Below are 17283 nucleotides of genomic sequence, written 5' to 3' on the forward strand. Positions count from 1 at the left end.
AATCAAATCCCGGCAATATTGTCGGGATTTTTTTATTTTTGTATAAAATCACGAATATGAGACGTTTATATTTCCTGCTGCTTTTGCTCCTTCTTGGGCTTACATCCTGCAAAAAAGATTCTGTAGATGCAACCAATACCAAGACCTTTCAGTCAAGTATTAATGATATGGCTTCCAGGCTCAATACCCTTCAGCAGGTCAAGTTTAGTGAAGCACTGTACATCCTGAAGACTTTTGGGGTCGAAGGTAAATCAGACGTGGAAAAACTTTCAGCACTGGGAAAACTTTTAAACGGAAAAAAAGTTCCAGAGATTCTGGCCATGGCAGACCAAACTGCGCAAAAACACGGCATTGCGTGGACCAGCACGGGCCCGCCGTCACTTGGCGAAATGAATATCTTCGGGGCCGACGAAGCCACTGAATTCGATCCCAATGATATTAAAGCAAAATCTCTGAGCCTTACAACTTTTGAAACTTTAAAAGATTCTGTGCTCGGTCCCAAAGCAATCCAGGTGATTCCCAGACTGGTGGATGCCGCCGGAAAACCGATAGAATTTTCAGGCGCTGCGCTGGAAACGGTACTGGAAGTTTTCAGTAACGGTAACCGAATTCTGACTTCTAAAAATCTCATGCAGGATAACGATTTCCGTGGATTTACCTTGAGAATGGAAGCGTTGCCTTCGCAGAAAATATCAGACAACAAAATAGACGTTTCGGTCACTGTAAAAACCACCAATAAGGATTATAAAATGTCAAAAATCGGCCTTGCAGTAAATCCAAAAGCCTTACTGATGCCACAAGTGGCTAAACCTGTAGAAACTGTGCCTGCTGTGCCGGATGACCTTTCCGGCGGCACAAACCAACCTTCTTCCACAGACGCGGTATCTCCTGCTCCAGCTGGTGACCCGAAGACTACCGTAACTCGCTTCCTCAATAATCTTGGTGCCCAAAACCTTCGCGGCGCCTATGAGGTTTCTGAAAATCCAAACTGGGGATCTTATGAAACTTTCTCAAACCCTACTTCCGGTTTTGGCGGCGTGAAAAATGTAAACGTAAAAAGCATATCAACCAAATCTACAGGTGCCAATTCCGCCTCAGTGGGCGGAACTTATGATGTGACCAGTAAAGATGGCAAAACAACGGCTTTGCAGGTAACTTTCGGGTTGAAAAATGTAAACGGTGAATGGAAAATTTCAAGCTATAACATTAATTAAAATGGCTTCAAAGGAACTCATACACAAGCTCGAGCAGACCATTCAGAATATCCCTGATTTTCCACAACCGGGAATTCAGTTCAAAGATATCACGCCAATTTTTCTCAATCCCAAACTTTACGAAGAGGTGATTGAAGACCTGGCCAATTTCAGCCGCGGGAAAGTTGATGCCGTTTGCGGAATCGAAAGCCGCGGCTATCTTTTCGGAATTGCAATTGCGGTAGCGCTCGAAGTACCTTTCATCCTAATTCGCAAAAAAGGGAAACTGCCACCGCCATTCGTTTCTGAAAAATATAACCTGGAATACGGCACTTCAGAAATTGAAATGCGTGAAGGCCAGCTGAAACCGGGCCAAAGAATCCTGATCCATGACGATTTATTGGCAACCGGCGGAACAACAGAGGCTGCGGCACGGCTTGTTGAAAAACAGGGCGGCATAGTTTCAGAATTCAGCTTTCTTATAGGTTTAAAAGACCTCAATGGTGCTGAAAGACTGAAAAAATTTAATGCTGAAGTTTACACTGTATTAGAATATTAAGGAGAAGAACGCCGCTGATACTACATTTCATCAGCTTTATTTTGTAAATCATTCAGAAACAATTAAATTTGCACCTCATTCAAAAAAAATTATGGCAAAAAATACAAAGACAAACGAAGTTGAAGGGAAAGAAACGGTAGAGTTCTTCAAAGATCTTGACAGAGAAGCGCTACAGACAGAGCGTTTCGTTGAGAAAAACTCGAAACTTCTTTCAATGATTTTCGGAGGTTTGGTTCTGTTGGTTTTAGCATATTTTGCATACCAGCAGTTTGTGATTGCTCCTAAAAATGAAGAAGCGACAAAAGGTTACCTCGCGGCTATCGCAAAACTTCAGAATAATCAAACACCTGAAGCATTGGGCGGCAAATCTGCTGCAAATCCTGGTTTCCTGGGAACGTACAACAACTACTCCAACACAGATGCAGGTAAACTTTCTGCATATAACGCCGGACTTTTGAAGTTTAAAGAAGGCAAATTCAAAGAAGCATACGACTTACTGGATGATTTTTCTTCGGACAATAAAATCCTGATGGCTCTAAAATACGGGGCGATGGCAGACGCGTCAGCTAATCTTAACAAGGCTGATGATGCACTTTCACTTTTGGATAAAGCTTCATCGGCTTCAGACGACCCTTACACGTCTTACTACTTCACCAGAAAAGCGGGAATCATGGCTTTGGCACTGAAGAAAAAAGCTGAGGCTAAGAAATACTTCTCTTCAATTGATGAAAAATACAAAGAATACGACAACGGAATGTCTGATTCTTACATAGAAATGGTAAAATATTTTTAAAAATATGGCAACAGTAAATCTTTCAGATTACAAGCCACTGCAAATATCTAATGCCGATGAGTTCAACATCGGCATTGTGTTTTCCGAGTGGAATGATTTTGTGACCTTCAACCTGCGCGATGCCGCTTTGGAAATTCTTCAGAAAGAAGGCGTAAAAACAGAAAACATAAAACTGTATCCTGTTCCGGGAGCTTTTGAACTTTCTTACGCTTCAATGCAGCTGTGTAAAGAAAGAAAGTTTGATGCAGTGATTGCCATTGGCTGCGTGATCCGTGGTGAAACACCGCATTTTGATTACGTTTGTTCGGCGGTAGCACAAGGAATAAAGGACTGTAACATACTTACAGAGACGCCGACCATTTTCTGCGTTCTTACTGATGACACCAAGGAACAATCCATTGCACGAAGCGGTGGCAACTTGGGAAACAAAGGTGTGGAAGCTGCCGTTACCGCCCTGAAAATGATCGACTTCAAAAAAAATCTTTCGGGCAGGAAAGCTCACATCGGTTTCTGATAAAATTGTAATAATTGTACTGAATTTTGCTAATCCCGTATTTTTATATTTTGTAATTTTATCTGCGATAAAAATAAACTATACTTTATGAAATGGACAGAAGACCGAAGCAGTAATGTGGAAGACCGTCGTGGAATGGGCGGCGGCGGAGGATTACTCGGAGGCGGACTAATAACCCTGATCATTGCGGCAGTGATTTTCTTTTTGGGAGGCGACCCTTCTGCAATTTTATCTTCGGGAATGGGGAGCGCAGGGCCACAAACTGAACAGCGCGAACTTTCTGCAGAAGAAAAACAGGTAACACAGTTTATCAGTATGCTTACAGCTGAAAACGAACAGACCTGGACAAAAATATTCCAGGAAAACGGAATGCAGTACAGGCCGGCCAAGGTAGTAATGTTCGAAGGAATAACGCAATCGGGTTGTGGAACGGCGCAGGCTGCGATGGGGCCATTCTACTGTCCGAATGATGAAACGGTTTATATGGACCTAAGTTTCTTCAAGGAACTGCAGGACAGATTCGGTGCAAAAGTAACTGAATTCTCCGTAGCATACGTTCTGGCTCATGAAATGGGACACCACGTACAGAATGTATTGGGCACTTTAGGTAAAACTGAACAACTGAGAAGGAGCGGAAGATATTCCGAAGCAGATTTGAACAGAGTATCCGTAGCTACTGAACTTCAGGCGGATTTCTATGCGGGGCTTTGGGCCAGATATACCGATAACAGGGAAAAATTCCTGGAACCGGGCGATATTGATGCGGCTATAAGCGCTGCGGAAGCTGTAGGTGATGACAATATCATGAAGAGAAGCCAGGGCTACGTAAATCAGGAAGCGTTTACGCATGGCAGTTCGGCACAGAGAAAAGAATGGTTTATGAAAGGCTATAACTCTGGAGATATACGTCAGGGAAATACTTTCGACCAGCTGCTGAGATAATTTTTCAACAAACAGATTTAGAGATTCCTTCCGTTTTCGTGAAGGATTTTTTATTTTTAATGAAATTAAAATTTTACTTATTTGAAAACTAAATTGCTGAAGCTTGCTAAATGAATTAATAATACCCTTCCCAATAGAATGTATTTCTGAAGGCAAGTCCACCACTTGAAATATGAAAAAACAAACGGCCGCAAGATTTAATATAACCCAATTCCGCCTACATTAATTTTTTCTTAAATTTGCAGCAATCTAAAAAAGTAAAAATGGCAGATCAGGCGAGCTACCTATTTTCAACCAGAACCTCGAAGGCTTTAGCAGAAAAAATTGCTGAGCACTATGGACAGGAAATGGGAATTATTAATTTTCAGCAGTTTAGTGACGGTGAATTTGAACCCGTTTTAGATACTTCAGTACGTGGCGGACGCGTATTCCTCATCGGCTCCACTTTCCCACCGGCAGACAATCTTTTAGAACTTCTCCTGATGATTGATGCAGCAAAAAGAGCTTCCGCTAAAAGCATCACAGTAGTAATTCCGTACTACGGACTTGCAAGACAGGACAGAAAAGACAAGCCAAGAGCACCCATCGGTGCCAAACTGGTGGCAAATCTGCTCACTGCAGCCGGAGCAACCAGAGTGATGACGATGGATCTGCACGCGGATCAGATACAGGGCTTTTTCGAAATTCCGGTGGATCATCTCTATGCATCCACAATTTTTATTGATTATATCAACTCTTTAAAACTTGACAATCTTACGATTGCATCACCGGATATGGGTGGTGCAAAAAGAGCAAAAAACTACGCCGGACATCTTGGTGCTGAAGTGGTAATTGCTTACAAAGAGCGTAAGAAGGCAAATGTGATCGAAGAAATGTTCCTGATCGGTGATGTAACCGACAAAAACGTAATCCTCATCGACGATATGATCGACACTGCGGGAACGCTTTGCAAAGCAGCAGATATCCTTCTTAAAAATGGAGCGAAATCGGTAAGAGCTATGGCAACTCACCCGGTACTTTCAGGAAAAGCTTATGAAAATATCAACAATTCTCAGCTTCTAGAAGTTATTGTAACCGACACTATTCCGGTAAAAACAGAACTTTCAGACAAGATCAAAGTTCTGTCATGTGCAGCACTGTTCGCTGATGTGATGAAGATGGTTCATGAACACAAATCAATAAGCGACAAATTCATCATTTAAGACTTTAGAAATCAAATTAATATTAATCCTTCTTTCTCCGGAAGGATTTTTTATTTTTGAAAATAATCTCTATATTTGCACCCTCAAAAAATAATATTTATTTACTTATGAAATCTATTACAATTCAAGGTACAAAAAGAGAAAGCGTGGGCAAAAAGTCTACAAAAGCTTTACGTGATGCTGAATTAGTTCCTTGTGTTGTTTATGGAGGCGGCGAACCTTTGAACTTCTCTACTGAAGAGAAATCATTCAAAAACCTGGTTTACACTCCTGAAGCACACACGGTATCTATTGAGGTTGATGGGCAAACTATTCCTGCCGTACTTCAGGACATCCAGTTTCACCCAATTACAGACAGAATCCTTCACGTAGACTTCTATCAGCTGGCAGACGATAAGCCAGTAATTATGGAAGTTCCTGTAAGAATTACAGGCCGTGCAAAAGGTGTTGTGGCGGGTGGTGTTCTTCGCCAGTCTTTCAGAAAACTGAAATTAAAAGCAATTCCTGCGAACTTGCCGGACGAAATCGTGGTTGATGTAACACCGCTTAAAATCGGAAACAAGCTTTATGTTGGCGACATCAAGACTACAGGTTTCACATTCATGCATCCTGACAACGCCGTAGTTGCCGCTGTGAAGATGTCTAGAAATGCAATGAAAGCCGGTGCCGGTGCAGCTGATGATGATGATGAAGAAACTCCGGTGGCTGATGGTGATGCACCTGCTGCTGAAGCTCCAGCTGCTGAATCTGCAGAATAAAAAATTTGATTTTCTAAAAATAAAAACCTGTCGTGTCTAGACTGCACCCAAAAGTTTAGACAAAATTAAACAATATTCTCAAAGGAAAGAGTTCGGTACTGTACCGGACTCTTTCCTTTGAGATTGAGTCTTATTCTATCATTGTTGTAATAGTGAATGTACTTCACTATTTCCATCTTAAGTTCCTGAATGGAACCAAACTTTCTGGTATAAAACATTTCTGATTTTATTGTTCCAAAAAAGTTCTCTATCACCGCATTGTCCAAACAGTTTCCTTTTCTGGACATACTTTGAATAATGCCTTTTTCTTTTAACAAGTTTTGGTAATGTTTCATTTGATACTGCCAACCTTGATCAGAATGTAGAATGATGTTTTGTGTAGATTTTACTTTTCTGAATGATTTCTTTAGCATCCTGATGATTTGGCTGAACACAGGTCTTTCAGATAGGTCAAAACTGACAATTTCACCATTAAATAGATCGATGATTGGAGATAGGTAAAGTTTATTACCCGATACATTAAACTCTGTAACATCGGTTGCCCATTTCTGATTAGGAGCGTCCGATTTGAAATTCCTCTGTAGAACATTGGGCGCAATTTTCCCTTGCTCTCCCTTGTAAGATTTATATTTCTTCACTCGGATAATACTCTTTAAACCTAATATTTTCATAAGTCGTAAAACAGTTTTGTGATTAATCAAAATTCCTTTTTCTTTCAAAAGCAAAGTAATTCTTCTATAGCCCAACCTTCCTTTGTGACGATGATAAATCTGCTTAATCATTTCTTTTATTTCCGCATATTTATCTTTCATTTGAAAGCGTTTTTGATAGTAATAAAAACTGCTTCTTGCCATCGATGTACAATCCAGCAGTACTGCTAAATCAAAGTCCTGCCTTAACTCTTCGATGGCTTTGGATTTTTCCTTTCCTGAATTAAGGCGTCTAACTTTTTTAAAATGGCGTTCTCGGCTTCTAAATAATAAATCCTCTCCAACAGTTCTTCCTCCCTTGTTAAGGGTTTGCCTGTTTTCTTTTTTTTTCGCTTGTAATTACTCATGGTTTTAGGTCTTCCCCTGGGTCTGTTTTCTAAACCTAAAATACCATTTTTTTTGTAATTACGCTGCCAACTAAGAATACTGGACTCCGCAGGAATATTAAACCTTCTCGACGCTTCTTTTAAACTTAAATTCTCTTTCTCAATTACTGATAAAATCTTTAATTTAAAATCTTTTGTGTAATGCCTATTGGAAAGCCGAACAAGTCCTGAAACTCCATAAAGTTCATAAAATTTTATCCATTTACGAACCAATGAACCACAAACTCCAATGCGTTTTCCTAAATCGTCTGTTCCAATGTCACCTTTGTGATATCTCTTTATAGCTTTTAATTTAAAGTCTGCTGAATATTTACTTTTCCCCATAAAAAATGCCCCTAAAAAGTGTCTAACTTTTTGGGGGCAGTCCAGTCGCTCGACAGGTTTTTTTATTTTATTTCTTCTCCGGAAGTTCAATCGGGTTACTGTTTTTAGCAATTTCTGTCTTTATCCTTGTTTCCATTTCCTTCATACGCTGGGGGTTATTTCGCATCACTGGCGGTGAAGGTGCTCCAGATGCGCTTGGCGGCGGCGGTGGAGCGCCTGGTCCTCCGATATTAAAAAATGACATTGGATCCTTGAGAAATTTGGCCTGCTGTTTATCAAAATCCGCACGTTTTACTTTTAACACATTACCCCGGTCCTGCAATGTGGCAGCCTCTGAGATTCTTTTGGTTTCTTTAAGATCAAAACTGTAATCACCGGCTTCATCTTCCACTTTTACAATCAGCCCCGGCAAACCAGAAAATTTATATGGCCCGTCCTGAAATGGAACGTCAGTCGTAAACCACGCATTCCAGTTTCTTCCGCCAAAACTGGTTGTAGCTTTCTGAGCCTTATAGTTCCCGATGATCAAGGTTTCTGGAAGGATTTTCCAGTCAAAGGTTCTGTCTTCCTCATACGCATAAATATCCCGTCCAATTCTTTGCTTAAAAACGGATTTTTGAGTCTTAAAATCCTTCTCTACTGTGTATTCAATATTCGAGCGAAGATTTTCCATAGCATCACGGTTGAAATTTCCTGTGGTGCGCATTCTTTCCATCAGCGAGTCACGCTTTACTCTGTTTTCAGCAACAAACACTGATCTTTCAGGAGATACGTCGAGGTAAACGTTTTCGGTTCTGACATCTGTTTTATCAGCGGAATTCGCTTTCATAGTCGCTTGGTAAACAAATCTTGATGTCTGCGAAAACAATAGCGAGGAAATGGCTATTCCTGCAAAGCTGAGTGCTTTTTTCATATAAAATATTTTCTTTTTGATAAAATGGTGGCCTTAAAGTTAAATAAATTTCCATCAATGATAATTATAGTTAAAAAGGTAGGCTATATTTGATTATGAGTTTTATAGTTCGTATTTTTGCAATCTAAAATCATTCTAAATAAATATAAATGATTAAAGTTAGTGATAACGCAAAAGAAAAAGCAGCCATCCTGATGACTGAAGACGGCTTCAACCCTGCCACGGACTTTATAAGGGTCGGTGTGAAAAGCGGCGGATGCTCCGGTCTGGAATATGTGCTGAAATTCGATAATAAAAAAGAAGAAACCGATCAGGTTTTTGAAGACAACGGCGTAAAAATCGTCGTGGACAAAAAATCCATCCTTTATCTTGCCGGGACAACCCTTGAATATTCCGGAGGACTGAACGGAAAAGGATTTGTATTTAATAATCCAAATGCAAGCAGGACTTGCGGTTGTGGAGAATCATTCAGTTTATAGACACGAGATTTCAGACACAAGACCTCAGACCGAGCGTCTGGAATCTGAACTCTGAAATCTGAAATCTTAATTATGGCAAAATACACAGAAGACGATTTAAGAGAAGACCTCAAAACCAAAGAATATGAGGCCGGCTTTTACACCGACATAGAATACGAGGACTTTCCAACCGGCCTTAGCGAGGACATCATCCGGATGATCTCTGCAAAAAAAGAAGAACCGGAATGGATGACGGAATGGCGTTTGGAATCTTTCCGGATCTGGCAGAAAATGGAAGAGCCGGATTGGGCCAATATCTCTTATGAAAAACCTGATTTTCAGGCAATCAAATATTATGCAGCGCCAAAGAAAAAACCGGAACTGGCAAGCCTGGATGAGGTAGACCCGGAACTTCTGAAAACTTTCGAAAAACTGGGAATCAACATTGAAGAACAGAAAAGACTGGCGGGAGTTGCTGTGGATATCGTGATGGATTCGGTTTCGGTGAAGACCACATTCCAGGAAACTCTGAAGGAAAAAGGCATCATCTTTATGTCAATCTCGGAAGCAATCCGCGAATATCCGGACCTTGTACAAAAATATATAGGAAAAGTGGTACCGCGCGGCGATAACTTCTATGCGGCACTGAACTCGGCAGTTTTTTCTGACGGATCTTTCTGCTACATCCCGAAAGGTGTGAAGTGCCCAATGGAACTTTCCACATATTTCCGCATCAACCAGGCCGGAACCGGGCAGTTTGAAAGAACCCTAGTAATTGCTGATGAAGGAAGCTACGTTTCCTATCTCGAAGGCTGCACCGCACCAGCGCGCGACGAAAACCAGCTTCACGCAGCAGTTGTGGAACTGATTGCGATGGATAATGCTGAAATTAAATATTCCACCGTGCAAAACTGGTTTCCGGGCGATGAGGAAGGAAAAGGAGGGGTTTACAATTTCGTGACCAAGAGGGGTTTATGCGAAAAAAATGCTAAAATTTCCTGGACACAGGTTGAAACCGGATCTGCCGTAACCTGGAAATATCCAAGTTGTATTCTGAAAGGTGACAATTCCATCGGAGAATTTTATTCCATTGCGGTTACCAACAACTATCAGTATGCGGATACCGGAACAAAGATGATTCATATCGGAAAAAACACGCGTTCGACCATTATTTCCAAAGGGATATCGGCTGGAAGATCTAATAATTCCTACCGAGGGCTGGTGAAAGTAATGCCGACGGCAAAAGGCGCAAGAAATTTCTCACAGTGCGATTCTCTTTTGATGGGCAACGAATGTGGCGCGCACACTTTTCCGTACATTGAAATCAAAGATCCTTCCGCACAGCTGGAGCATGAGGCCACCACTTCAAAGATTGGTGAAGACCAGATCTTTTACTGCAACCAGCGTGGTATCGATACAGAAAAAGCAATTGCACTGATTGTGAATGGTTTCAGCAAAGAAGTTTTAAATAAATTACCTATGGAGTTTGCCATTGAAGCTCAGAAACTGCTGGAAATTTCGTTGGAGGGAAGCGTAGGTTAGATTGTATTAACGCAAGGGCAAACAAAGGTGCATTCTTTACGTGAAAACATTTTTAAGATAAAAAAAGCACAAACCCTGATCAAAATAAAACGAGGAAAAAAATGATTATCATGGATAAGCGAAGCGGCCTAGCTTGAATTAAAGACAGGAACTTTCAAAATAACTCTGTTTATCCTTGTGATAAAAAATTAAAAAAATGCTACATATCAAAAACTTACACGCCCAGATTGAAGACGGCGTAGAAATTTTAAAAGGAATCAACCTAGAAATAAAACCAGGCGAAGTGCACGCGATTATGGGGCCAAACGGCGCCGGAAAATCTACACTTTCATCCGTAATTGCGGGAAAAGAAGATTATGAGGTTACGGAAGGTGAAATTCTTTTTGAAGGTGAAGAAATATCTGAAGATGCTCCTGAAGAACGGGCGCACAAAGGTATTTTCCTTTCTTTCCAGTATCCGGTTGAGATTCCCGGAGTTACGGTTACAAATTTCATCAAAGCAGCCATCAACGAAACCAGAAAAGCCAAAGGCCTGGAAGAACTGCCTGCGAAAGAAATGCTGGCATTGGTTCGTGAAAATTCAGAAAAACTGAACATTAAAAAGGATTTTCTCGGCCGTTCACTGAACGAAGGTTTTTCCGGAGGGGAGAAGAAACGAAACGAAATTTTCCAAATGCTGATGCTAAACCCAAAACTCGCCATTTTGGACGAAACTGATTCCGGTTTGGATATCGATGCATTGCGGATTGTTGCCGATGGTGTAAACTCTTTCAAGAATGAAGGAAATGCCGTATTACTTATTACGCACTACCAAAGACTTCTGGACTATATTCAGCCCGATTTTGTTCACGTTCTGGCAGACGGAAAAATCATCAAAACCGGCGATAAAACGCTTGCGCTTGAACTGGAAGAAAAAGGTTACGACTGGCTTTTAAACTAGTTTGAAATCGTTTGAAAAATTTGAAATGGTTTGATGACAAACTGTTTCAAGGTCATTGAACTATATCAAACTGCCTCAAAGAAAATGAAATGGCTTTACTCGAAAACATACAAAATAATCACTCCGCATTTCTGGACACTTTAAAGCACCGCTTTTTAGATGAAACCAGGGTTTCTGCGCTGAAAAAATTCTTTCACGCCGGTTTTCCAACCAGAAAAGACGAGGAGTACAGGTACACAAACCTGCGTGAAATCACGGAAAAAGATTATAACCTTTTCCCGACTGAACATCACAACATCACCAAAGAACAGTTGGATGAGCTGCATCTTGGCGAAGAAAACTTCGACTGGATTGTCTTCATCAACGGGCAACTTCACAAGGAACTTTCAAAAGTTTCCATTGAAAATGTGGAATTTATGTCCTTTAAACATGCTTTGAATGACGACCGCTACAAAGAGGTTTTCAATAAATACTTCAACAAGATTGCTGATCCGGAGCTGGCTTTTACCAATTTAAATCTTGCCTATTGCCGCAACGGGTTTTTCATGAAAGTACCAAAAAATGTGGTGATTGAAAAACCGATCCATGTATTCTATCTTTCTCAGAATCAGAAAGATAACACTTTTTACAACACAAGAAATTTACTGATTGCCGAAGAGTCTTCAAAAGTGGAAGTGATTGAAAGCCACCACAATTTTGACAGCCATTTTGTGTTCACCAATTCGGTTACGGAAATTTTTACGTATCCAAACGCAAAAGCCGACTGGCACAAACTTCAGAACGACAGCGAAACATCGTATTTGGTTGACCACACTTTCGCCAAGCAGGAAAAAGACAGCCGCACGACGGTGAATACCTTCTCATTCGGGGGAAAAATCGTGAGAAACAATCTGGATTTCATTCAGAACGGTTCCAATATCAACTCGTTTATGAACGGTATAACGATTATCGGAAATGAGCAACTGGTCGATCATCATACCGCGGTTCACCACAACCAGCCAAACTGTGAATCTTACCAGAATTATAAAGGAATTTTTAAGGATAAGTCGCACGGCGTTTTCAACGGGAAAGTTTTCGTAGATAAAATTGCACAGAAGACCAACGCTTATCAGCAGAATAACAACGTGTTGCTGAGCGAAGGCGCAACAATAGACACCAAGCCCCAACTTGAAATTTTTGCTGATGATGTTAAATGTTCACACGGCTGTACGGTTGGGCAGCTGAACGAAGATGCATTATTTTACCTAAGAGCCAGAGGAATTTCAAAAAAAGAAGCTCAGGCCCTGTTGCTTTACGCTTTTGCCAACGATGCGATGCAGAATATTGACATTGAACCGCTTAAGAACAAAATTTCGAAGCTTTTAGCCGAAAAGCTGGAAGTAAGCCTTGAATTTTAAATTATATAAACCTTATTGGCAGAATCTGTAGTCTTTTGATTACAGATTTTTTTATTTTTGATCAATGAACTTAGAAAATTTTCAAAACCATATTGATGCTTACAAGGCGCACGACCAGATTTTGGATGCCGCTGATTATCTGATCCGAAGTTTAGGTCTTGATCATCAGAATTTTGCAGGGTTCAGTTTCCGCCCTGAACTTTCTGCCACTTCAATTCTCCTTACTGCGGAAGGCGAAATTGGCGCAAGACAAACCGTTAAAATTCCAAAGAATCTCTTTGATTTCGATTTGTCCTTAGTGCTCAATATGATGGCCCACGAAATGCTGCATGTAAGGCAAAAAGCGCCGGAATCTTTGGTTGAAGACAAAAATGAGAGAGAATGGCAGGCTTATACCGAGATGCTTTTTCACAAGGTGTTTCCGCATATTCCTGATGCACCGGATTTTAACAGGAAACAGTTTGCACAAAAGGCCCTGGAATATTACAGAAGAATGGGTGAAGGCTCCGAACTTCAGCAAAAATATGCAGAGGAAAAAATAAAAGTTGAGCAGCTGCTTGATGAAATTTTAATCAGAAGAGGCGAAAAACAGCTACAGAGTCCACCTTCGGAAAACATCAGTTAAAAACTTAACCATGATTAATTCAATACCAATCGAAAGAGTATTATTTCTTGATATCGAGACCGTTCCAAATGCTTCTGCCTGGGATGACCTTCCGGAATCTGAGCAGAAACTTTGGGATAAAAAAACATTTCAGCAGCGAAAAGATCAGTACACTGCCGAAGATTTCTACATGGAACGTGCAGGAGTAATGGCAGAATTCGGCAAAATTATTTGCATCTCGATTGGTAAAACTGAAAGAAACGGCAAACTTCTCATCAAAAGTTTTTATGGCGATGATGAAAAAACGTTGCTTGAAGAATTCGGTGAACTTTTCAACCGGCCGCAACTGCGTGATGTCATTCTTTGCGCTCACAATGGAAAGGAATTCGATTTTCCGTGGATTGCAAGGCGCTTTCTGATTAACGGAATGCAGCCGCCGGTTCCGTTTCAGCTTTATGGCAAAAAACCCTGGGAAATCCCGCACATTGACACGATGGAACTGTGGAAGTTCGGTGATTACAAAAGTTATGTTTCGCTGGAGCTGCTCGCTCACGTTTTCAATATTCCAACACCAAAAGACGATATCGACGGCTCAATGGTTTCATCAATTTATCACATAGACAAAGATTTAATTAGAATAGTTAAATATTGTGAAAAAGATGTCTTAACTTTGGCAAATGTTTTCCGTCGGCTTCGACAGGAAGATTTATTGGAACGATTTGACTCCGCATCAAGCTCAGACTGACAATTAAAATGAATTACACAGACGAACAAATCGCCGTGATTGGCGATAGCATCATACAGGCTTTAAAAACAGTTTACGACCCGGAAATTCCGGTAGACATCTACGAACTTGGATTAATTTACGACGTACAGATTTCGGAAGAAGGCGAGGTAAAAGTAGTGATGACGCTCACGACGCCAAACTGCCCCGTAGCAGAATCCCTGCCGGCTGAAGTACGTGAAAAAGTTTCCGCTGTGGAGGGCGTGAAGGATGTCGATTTGGAACTCACTTTCGAGCCAGCCTGGAACAAGGATATGATGAGCGAAGAAGCGAAATTTGAATTAGGAATTCTTTTTTAAGCTTAATAAAGCCCTTAGGTTTATTGAGATACATTCGGCGTTGAAAATTTCATCGCTTTTTTTATTTTCCGTATTTGAATTTCATAGTCTGCTTCAGATAAGGATGCAGGCTCAGTGCAACCGGACAGTTGTGGGCAGTAGATTCAATAAACTCTTTCTCTTCATCGGAAAACTCCCCAGGAAATTCAAAATAGCAAACGATTTCCCCGATTCTTCTCGGATTGGAAAGCATGATTTTCTGGATTTCACAGGTAGCGCCGGTTATATTTACTTTGTCTTTCCCCAGAATTGCAGTTGTGGTTAAGGCACATTCCGCCAGAGATGTGGCGCAGAGGTCAGTCGGTGAAAATTTCTCGCCTTTCCCGTGATTATCAGTGGGGGCATCAGTCAAAATTTTGGTTCCGCTCTGGAGATGTACAGCTTCACAGCGCAGATCGCCGGTATAGGTTACTTTTGATGTCATGATGAGATATTGTTATGCTTCGTAAAATTTCAAAAAACTTCGGGTGATTACAATTAAAAATGAAAAATATCTTTCGCCCTGTTATACGAGCTTTCGAAGTTGAGCAAATTAAGTTTATGGCTGATTTTTTCCCCAGCCATAAAATTGATCACCTGTTCGGTAGGCATATTTCCGACCAAATCATCCTTTGCCATCGGGCAGCCGCCAATTCCTTTTATTGCACTGTCAAATCTCCGGCAGCCTTTGTTGTAAGCGGCCTTTAATTTAGAATAAGAATCCTCATAACGGTTGTGAAAATGTGCTCCAAAATTCATTTCAGGATTATTTGGGGGAATTTTATCAAACAGTAAATCAATGGTTTCTACTGTAGCAACCCCAGTGGTATCTGAAAGCTGAACTTCCTTTATACCAATTTCCGCGAATCTTTTTGCCCAATAGTCAACCTCTTCCCATTTCCAGGTTTCACCGTACGGATTACCGAAAGCCATAGAAAAATAAATATTCAGTTCACGCCCGGCGCTTTCACTCATCCTTTTGATTTCCTGAATCTGCCGGAACGCCTCTTCCTGATCTTTATTTGTATTGCGGTATTGAAACGTTTCTGAAATCGAAAACGGAAACCCCAGAATATCGACATTTTCATGCTTCAAAGCCCGTTCTGCACCGCTGATATTGGCGACAATAACAGACAGTTGGGTTTCAGAAAGAGATTTGTCAATATGATCCACAACTTCTCCGGAATCAGCCATTTGTGGTATGGCTATAGGGGAAACAAAACTGCCGCAATCCAGCACATCAAAACCCACGCTCATCAGTGAGTTGATATAATCGATCTTCTTCTGTGTCGGGATAAATTCACCCCAACCCTGCATCGCATCACGAGGACATTCGGTAAGAAACATTTTACTTGTTTAGGTTTTCGTAAAGATAATATTTTTAGTTGGAAGCGGGAAAATGGAAGTTGGCAGACTGAAATGGAAAGCGGACTATGGAAGCGATAAATAATTCGTTGAACACGAAATTTTACATTTATTCGTCCTTGCAATATTGATGAAACCGGGAAATCTTCTGTTTTCCATCTGCCGTCTTCCCGCTTTTTCCTACCTTTGTTACAAACGAAAACTTCAAAAATATGCAGACGATAGACTTCACCCTGGAATGGAAACTTAAGTTACAAAACCGTTTCATCAACTACGCAAAAATTTACTCAACAAGCGATCCGGAGAGTGAAAGCACGCCCTCTACCGCGCAGCAGTGGAATATTGCCAAATATATTTTCGAGGAACTGAAATCTCTCGGACTCGAGAATGTAGAGCTTGACGGAAACGGCTATATTTATGCCTATATTCCTTCAAATCTTGAACATGACGACGAGCCGACCATAGGTTTCATCGCGCATTACGATACTTCACCCGATTTTAACGGTGAGAATGTCAATCCACAAATTTGGGACAATTATGACGGTGGTGACTTGCTTTTAAACAAAGAAACCGGCTTCACGCTTTCGCCAGATAAATTTGAAAGCTTAAAAGATTATGTTGGAAAAACCCTCATTACAACGGATGGAACTTCGCTTTTAGGCGCTGATGACAAGGCCGGAGTTGCAGAAATCGTCACCGCAGCGGAGTTTTTACTCGCACATCCTGAAATCAAACACGGAAGAATTGCCATAGGCTTTACGCCTGACGAGGAAATCGGGCGCGGCGCCCATAAATTTGATGTTGAAAAATTTGGGGCAGAATGGGCTTATACCATGGATGGCAGCGAAGCCGGCGAACTGGAGTACGAAAACTTCAATGCCGCTGGCGCGGTGGTGAAAATCCACGGGCTGAGCGTTCACCCCGGTTATGCCTTTGGGAAAATGGTTAATGCAGCACTTTTGGCTGCTGAATTTGTGAAAACGCTGCCCGAAAATGAAACCCCAGCCACAACCAAAGGTTTTGAAGGGTTTTTCCACCTGACGGAGATGTCCGCAGATGTTTCCGAAGCCAAGCTGCAGTATATCATCCGCGACCACGATTCAGAAAAATTTGAGGCAAGAAAAAAATTCATTCAGGAAAAAGTGGATGAATTAAATAAAAAATACGGTGAAGGAACTGCAGAAATTGAGGTAAAAGAACAATACCGCAACATGAAACAGCAGTTTGAAGGCAAAATGCACATCATTGATATCGCAGCTCAGGCCATGAAGGATGCCAATGTAGAACCAAAAATAAAAGCGATTCGTGGCGGTACAGACGGCGCACAACTGTCTTATATGGGACTGCCCTGCCCAAACATTTTTGCTGGAGGCATGAATTTCCATGGCCCATACGAATATGTTGCCCTGGAAACCATGGAAAAAGCGGTGAAGGTGATTGTGAATATCGCCCGAGCAGTAAAAAAGAAATAGTTAATTAAAAACATTCTCAGAACCCGAAGGGTTTAATTTGAATTGCCGTGGATTATATCCGCGGTTTTTATTTAAATAAGAAATTTAATTTTAAGTTAAAATTCACGAAA

Annotated in this window: 19 protein-coding genes; 15 read left to right on the forward strand and 4 right to left on the reverse strand. The window is 41.1% G+C overall.

Annotated elements, in window-relative coordinates:
• The first annotated feature begins 56 nt into the window (after positions 1-56).
• From CKV81_RS07405 to CKV81_RS07435, 7 genes are all read left to right on the forward strand, one after another.
• Positions 57-1214, forward strand: coding sequence for a hypothetical protein (locus tag CKV81_RS07405; RefSeq protein ID WP_095071960.1), 1158 nt, complete (start codon positions 57-59; stop codon positions 1212-1214).
• A gap of 1 nt (position 1215) precedes the next feature.
• Complete coding sequence (locus CKV81_RS07410; protein WP_095071962.1) at positions 1216-1752, forward strand: adenine phosphoribosyltransferase; 537 nt, start codon at positions 1216-1218, stop codon at positions 1750-1752.
• A 91-nt stretch (positions 1753-1843) separates the two neighbouring features.
• Entirely contained in the window at positions 1844-2545 is a 702-nt protein-coding gene (locus CKV81_RS07415; protein WP_095071965.1) for a YfgM family protein, read from the forward strand.
• Between the two features lie 4 nt (positions 2546-2549).
• Positions 2550-3059: a 6,7-dimethyl-8-ribityllumazine synthase gene (gene ribH / locus CKV81_RS07420; protein ID WP_095071967.1), complete on the forward strand. Its 510-nt coding sequence runs from the start codon at positions 2550-2552 to the stop codon at positions 3057-3059.
• Between the two features lie 87 nt (positions 3060-3146).
• Positions 3147-4001, forward strand: coding sequence for a KPN_02809 family neutral zinc metallopeptidase (gene ypfJ / locus CKV81_RS07425; RefSeq protein WP_095071970.1), 855 nt, complete (start codon positions 3147-3149; stop codon positions 3999-4001).
• 263 nt (positions 4002-4264) lie between these two features.
• Positions 4265-5203, forward strand: a complete 939-nt coding sequence (locus CKV81_RS07430) for a ribose-phosphate pyrophosphokinase (RefSeq protein WP_095071972.1) — start codon at positions 4265-4267, stop codon at positions 5201-5203.
• 107 nt (positions 5204-5310) lie between these two features.
• Positions 5311-5961 carry a 50S ribosomal protein L25/general stress protein Ctc gene (locus CKV81_RS07435; protein ID WP_095071974.1) on the forward strand — a complete coding sequence of 217 codons (651 nt, stop codon included), beginning with the start codon at positions 5311-5313 and terminating at the stop codon, positions 5959-5961.
• A 65-nt stretch (positions 5962-6026) separates the two neighbouring features.
• Here the strand turns inward: CKV81_RS07435 and CKV81_RS07440 are convergent.
• Together CKV81_RS07440 and CKV81_RS07445 are read right to left on the reverse strand one after the other, a co-directional pair.
• Positions 6027-7381, reverse strand: a protein-coding gene (locus CKV81_RS07440) for an IS3 family transposase (RefSeq protein ID WP_095071642.1) whose coding sequence is annotated in 2 segments (ribosomal slippage) — positions 6027-6907 and positions 6907-7381 — 1356 coding nt in all. Because the reading frame shifts where the segments join, the coding sequence is not laid out codon by codon here.
• 67 nt (positions 7382-7448) lie between these two features.
• Positions 7449-8294 (reverse strand): GLPGLI family protein, encoded by an 846-nt coding sequence (locus CKV81_RS07445; RefSeq protein ID WP_095071976.1) that lies wholly within the window; start codon positions 8292-8294, stop codon positions 7449-7451.
• 149 nt (positions 8295-8443) lie between these two features.
• Here CKV81_RS07445 and CKV81_RS07450 point away from each other — a divergent pair, with 149 nt between their 5' ends.
• The 7 genes from CKV81_RS07450 (at position 8444) to CKV81_RS07480 (ending at position 14318) form a co-directional block, all read left to right on the forward strand.
• On the forward strand, positions 8444-8773 hold the full coding sequence (locus CKV81_RS07450) for a HesB/IscA family protein (protein ID WP_095071978.1): 330 nt from the start codon (positions 8444-8446) through the stop codon (positions 8771-8773).
• A 72-nt stretch (positions 8774-8845) separates the two neighbouring features.
• Positions 8846-10294, forward strand: a complete 1449-nt coding sequence (gene sufB / locus CKV81_RS07455) for a Fe-S cluster assembly protein SufB (RefSeq protein WP_095071982.1) — start codon at positions 8846-8848, stop codon at positions 10292-10294.
• A gap of 196 nt (positions 10295-10490) precedes the next feature.
• Positions 10491-11234: a Fe-S cluster assembly ATPase SufC gene (sufC, locus tag CKV81_RS07460; RefSeq protein WP_095071984.1), complete on the forward strand. Its 744-nt coding sequence runs from the start codon at positions 10491-10493 to the stop codon at positions 11232-11234.
• An 89-nt stretch (positions 11235-11323) separates the two neighbouring features.
• On the forward strand, positions 11324-12631 hold the full coding sequence (gene sufD / locus CKV81_RS07465) for a Fe-S cluster assembly protein SufD (RefSeq protein WP_095071986.1): 1308 nt from the start codon (positions 11324-11326) through the stop codon (positions 12629-12631).
• Positions 12632-12695: 64 nt separating this feature from the next.
• On the forward strand, positions 12696-13256 hold the full coding sequence (locus CKV81_RS07470; protein ID WP_095071988.1) for a hypothetical protein: 561 nt from the start codon (positions 12696-12698) through the stop codon (positions 13254-13256).
• Positions 13257-13266: 10 nt separating this feature from the next.
• A complete protein-coding gene (locus tag CKV81_RS07475; RefSeq protein WP_095071991.1) occupies positions 13267-13980 on the forward strand; it encodes a 3'-5' exonuclease in 714 nt (237 codons plus the stop codon).
• 8 nt (positions 13981-13988) lie between these two features.
• Positions 13989-14318, forward strand: a complete 330-nt coding sequence (locus CKV81_RS07480; protein ID WP_095071993.1) for an SUF system Fe-S cluster assembly protein — start codon at positions 13989-13991, stop codon at positions 14316-14318.
• Between the two features lie 61 nt (positions 14319-14379).
• On the opposite strand, the gene CKV81_RS07485 is transcribed toward CKV81_RS07480, so the two are convergent.
• Positions 14380-14781, reverse strand: coding sequence for an OsmC family protein (locus CKV81_RS07485; RefSeq protein WP_095071995.1), 402 nt, complete (start codon positions 14779-14781; stop codon positions 14380-14382).
• 53 nt (positions 14782-14834) lie between these two features.
• Positions 14835-15683 (reverse strand): hydroxymethylglutaryl-CoA lyase, encoded by an 849-nt coding sequence (locus CKV81_RS07490; protein WP_095071997.1) that lies wholly within the window; start codon positions 15681-15683, stop codon positions 14835-14837.
• Between the two features lie 230 nt (positions 15684-15913).
• On the opposite strand from CKV81_RS07490, the gene pepT reads away from it, so the two are divergent.
• Entirely contained in the window at positions 15914-17173 is a 1260-nt protein-coding gene (gene pepT, locus CKV81_RS07495; protein ID WP_095072000.1) for a peptidase T, read from the forward strand.
• Positions 17174-17283: the final 110 nt, after the last annotated feature.

Source organism: Chryseobacterium taklimakanense, from assembly GCF_900187185.1.
Taxonomy (GTDB): Bacteria; Bacteroidota; Bacteroidia; order Flavobacteriales; family Weeksellaceae; genus Planobacterium; species Planobacterium taklimakanense.